The organism is Agromyces sp. P1_H4, assembly GCF_056405255.1.
The window spans coordinates 1-3,925 of record NZ_JBFUCL010000345.1; the positions used below are offsets into that span (position 1 = coordinate 1).

3 protein-coding genes and 1 riboswitch are annotated in these 3,925 nt (G+C 71.7%); of the genes, 2 read left to right on the forward strand and 1 reads right to left on the reverse strand.

Annotated elements, in window-relative coordinates; all coding sequences use genetic code 11:
• Positions 1-1,391: beta-N-acetylhexosaminidase (locus AC1DY2_RS16725; protein ID WP_476763436.1), on the reverse strand; the 1,391-nt coding region annotated here is incomplete at its 3' end.
• Positions 1,392-1,533: 142 nt separating this feature from the next.
• Positions 1,534-1,615, forward strand: a riboswitch (ZMP/ZTP riboswitch).
• A 67-nt stretch (positions 1,616-1,682) separates the two neighbouring features.
• Here AC1DY2_RS16725 and glyA point away from each other — a divergent pair.
• Together glyA and AC1DY2_RS16735 are read left to right on the forward strand one after the other, a co-directional pair.
• The gene (gene glyA / locus AC1DY2_RS16730) at positions 1,683-2,957 is read left to right on the forward strand and encodes a serine hydroxymethyltransferase (protein ID WP_476763437.1); all 1,275 of its coding nucleotides are present in this window, start codon (positions 1,683-1,685) and stop codon (positions 2,955-2,957) included.
• Positions 2,958-2,965: 8 nt separating this feature from the next.
• Positions 2,966-3,850: a bifunctional methylenetetrahydrofolate dehydrogenase/methenyltetrahydrofolate cyclohydrolase gene (locus AC1DY2_RS16735; protein WP_476763438.1), complete on the forward strand. Its 885-nt coding sequence runs from the start codon at positions 2,966-2,968 to the stop codon at positions 3,848-3,850.
• The last annotated feature ends 75 nt before the right edge of the window (positions 3,851-3,925 follow it).

Genomic DNA, 3,925 nt, shown 5'->3' on the forward strand with positions numbered 1-3,925 from the left:
TCCCAGAGGTATGCCTCGTCGAGCGTGGTCGGCCCCTTCGCCCAGTCGAGGCCGAGGGTGCCGCCGAGCGGACCCTGCGGGTCGTCCACGTACTTCATGTCGAGGTAGGCGACGTCGGCGGGCGACATGATCACCCGGCCGCCCTGCGCGACGAACGACTGCGTGGTGGCGACCGCGTCCTCCTCCGGTTCCACGAAGCTCCAGTACTGGCCGATCGTGCCGACCGGCAGGGCGGCGGAGGCGCCCATCTCGTGCCAGCCGATCACGGTCTTGCCGGTCGCCGCCCCGGCCGCCGCGATGCGCCGCACGAGGTCGAGGTAGTCCGCCTGCGAGGTCGAGAGCGATTCGTCGCCGCCGAGGTGCAGCCACGGACCGGGGGTGAGCTCCGCGACCTCGCGCGTGACGTCGGCGAGGAACCGGTCGGTGGCCTCCGCCCGCTCGGGCGACGCGCACAGAGACGAGAACCCGACCTCGACGCCCTCGTACGGCTCGGGTGCGACGCCGTCGCAGTTGAGCTCGGGGTAGGCGCTGAGCGCGGCGTTGGTGTGGCCGGGCAGGTCGAGCTCGGGCACGACCGTGACGAACCGCTCGGCGGCGTACTCGACGATGCGCCGGTAGTCGTCCTTCGTGTAGAAGCCGCCGCCGTCGCCGCCGACCGACGTCGACGCCCCAATGCGGGTGAGCTCGGGCCACGCGTCGATCTGGATGCGCCAGCCCTGGTCGTCGGTCAGGTGCAGGTGCAGCACGTTGAGCTTCAGCATCGCGATCGCGTCGATGTAGCGCAGCACGTCGTCGACCGGCAGGAAGTGCCGGGCGACATCGAGCATCGCGCCGCGGTAGGCGAAGCGCGGTGCATCGGCGACGGATGCCGCGGGCACGGTCCATCCGCCGTCGGGCCCGCCCGTGGCATCCGCCCGCTCGATCGCGGCGGGCAGCAGCTGCCGCAGCGTCTGCGTGCCGCGGAAGAGCCCCGCAGCGGTCGAGGCGGCCAGGCGCACGCCGTCGTCGCCCGACTCGAGCGTGTAGCCCTCGTCGGCCCCGGCGACCCCGTCGGGCGCCTCCCCGGCGGCGACCACGAACACGACGTCGGATGCCGTGGCCTCGCCGTCGACCACGGGCAACTGGAAGCCCGTGGCCGCCCGCACCTGCCCGGCGAACGTCTCTGCGACGGCGGCGGCGCCGTCACCGGTGGCGACGAGCCGGGACTCCTCGGTGAGCCGGAACGGCGGCGCGTCGTGCGTCGCGAACGTCGTGGGGGCGGGGACGATGCCGGTCACGGCGTCTCCGTTCTCGTCGGCGGTGCAGGCGGTGAGCGTGGTGGCGAGGAGGGCCAGCGCGACGACGACCGCCGTGAGCACTGCGGTCGTGGCGCGGATGCTGCGTCGGCGCATGCTTCCCCTGGTCGTCGTCAGGTCCGCCGAATAAGGCAGGACTCCTTACAAACACGGTCGCGTCCATCCTCCCATGCGACGACGCCGTATGACAGTCCCGGTCGAGCCCGAGACGACCGCTCGCGGCATCCGTTGCTATGCTTGCCAGCGTCGCGACTGGCGTTGAGATGGGTACCCATCGGGGAGCGACTGGCACGGACCGACCGCTCGCCTGGGCCGGTGCGCCTGCTGCCGCGCGAGTCGCGCTCGCAGCAGCACCCCTTCAGGTCCGCATGTCATAAGGAGCCAGTCTTGGCCGAATCCGTCTTCAATGCCCCCCTGTCCGAGGTCGACCCCGAGATCGCCGAAGTTCTCGAGCTCGAGCTCGGTCGCCAGCGCGACTACCTCGAGATGATCGCGAGCGAGAACTTCGTGCCCGTCTCGGTGCTGCAGTCCCAGGGCTCGGTGCTCACGAACAAGTACGCCGAGGGCTACCCCGGCCGTCGCTACTACGGCGGCTGCGAGTACGTCGACATCGCCGAGTCGCTCGCCATCGAGCGCGCGAAGAGCCTGTTCGGCGCCGAGTACGCGAACGTGCAGCCGCACTCGGGCGCCACCGCCAACGCCGCGGTCCTGTCGGCGATCGCCACCCCCGGCGACACGATCCTCGGCCTCGAGCTCGCGCACGGCGGCCACCTCACGCACGGCATGAAGCTCAACTTCTCGGGCAAGCTCTACAACGCCGTCTCGTACGGCGTGAACCCCGAGTCGTTCCTCGTCGACATGGACGTGGTGCGCGACAAGGCCCTCGAGCACAAGCCGCAGGTCATCATCGCCGGCTGGTCGGCGTACCCCCGCCACCTCGACTTCGCGGCGTTCCGCGCGATCGCCGACGAGGTCGGCGCGAAGCTCTGGGTCGACATGGCGCACTTCGCCGGCCTCGTGGCTGCGGGCCTGCACCCGAGCCCCGTGCCGCACGCCGACGTCGTGTCGTCGACGGTGCACAAGACGATCGGCGGCCCGCGCTCGGGCTTCATCGTCTCGCGCGACATGGAGCTCGCGAAGAAGCTCAACTCCAACGTGTTCCCCGGCCAGCAGGGCGGCCCGCTCATGCACGTGATCGCGGCGAAGGCCACGGCGTTCAAGATCGCGGCATCCGAGGACTTCAAGGACCGTCAGGCCCGTACCATCCGCGGCGCGCAGATCCTCGCCGACCGCCTCACGGCCGACGACTCGCGCGCCGCGGGCGTCGACGTGCTCACGGGCGGCACCGACGTGCACCTCGTGCTCGCCGACCTCCGCAACTCGAAGATCGACGGCCAGCAGGCCGAAGACCTCCTGCACGACGCGCTGATCACGGTGAACCGCAACGCGGTGCCGTTCGACCCGCGCCCGCCGATGGTCACCTCGGGCCTGCGCATCGGCACGCCGGCACTCGCCACCCGCGGCTTCGGCGACGCCGAGTTCACCGAGGTCGCCGACATCATCGCGCTCGCGCTGCAGGGCGAGGCGGATGTCGCGGCGCTGCGCTCGCGGGTCGAGGCGCTCACGGCGGCGTTCCCCCTGTACCCGGGCCTCCAGCAGTAGGGAGCGGCATGACGGCCATCACCCTCGACGGCGTCGCCACGGCGTCCGCCGTCAAGTCCGAGCTCGCGTCGCRCATCGCGCTGCTGCGGGCGCACGGGGTCGTGCCCGGCCTCGGCACGCTCCTCGTGGGCGACGACCCCGGTTCGCGTTCGTACGTGGCGGGAAAGCACCGCGACTGCGCCGAGGTCGGCATCGAGTCGATCCGCGTCGACCTGCCGGCGTCGGCGACCACGCACGACGTGCGGGCGGCGATCCACGACCTGAACGCGGCACGCGAGGTCACCGGGTACATCGTGCAGCTCCCGCTGCCCGCCGGGCACGACGAGAACGCCATGCTCGAGCTCATCGACCCCGACAAGGACGCCGACGGCCTGCACCCGACGAACCTGGGGCGCCTCGTCTTGGGCATCGAGGGCGAGCTGCACTCGCCGCTGCCGTGCACGCCGGCGGGCATCGTCGAGATGCTGCGCCGCTACGACGTGCCGATCCGCGGGCGCCATGTCACGGTCATCGGGCGGGGTCTCACCGTGGGCCGCCCGCTCGGGCTGCTGTTCACCCGCAAGGGCCTCGACGCGACGGTCACGCTGACGCACTCACGCACCGAAGACCTTGCAGCCGAGGTGCGTCGTGCTGACATCGTCGTGGCCGCCGTGGGCGTGCCGCACCTGGTGCAGCCCGACTGGATCAAGCCCGGCGCAGCGGTGCTCGACGTGGGCATCACCCGCGTGCAGGACGAGGAGACCGGCAAGGGCCGGCTCACGGGCGACGTCGATCCGGCCGTCGCCGAGGTCGCCGGCCACCTGTCGCCGAATCCCGGTGGCGTCGGTCCGATGACGCGGGCGATGCTCCTCGCGAACGTCGTGAAGGCCGCCGAGCAGCGCCTGCGCCGCTAGCGGTCGCGGGACGAGCGAGCGCGAGAGCAGGAGCGAAAGCGAGAACGAACGCGAGCGGATGCCGCGGGCCCGGTG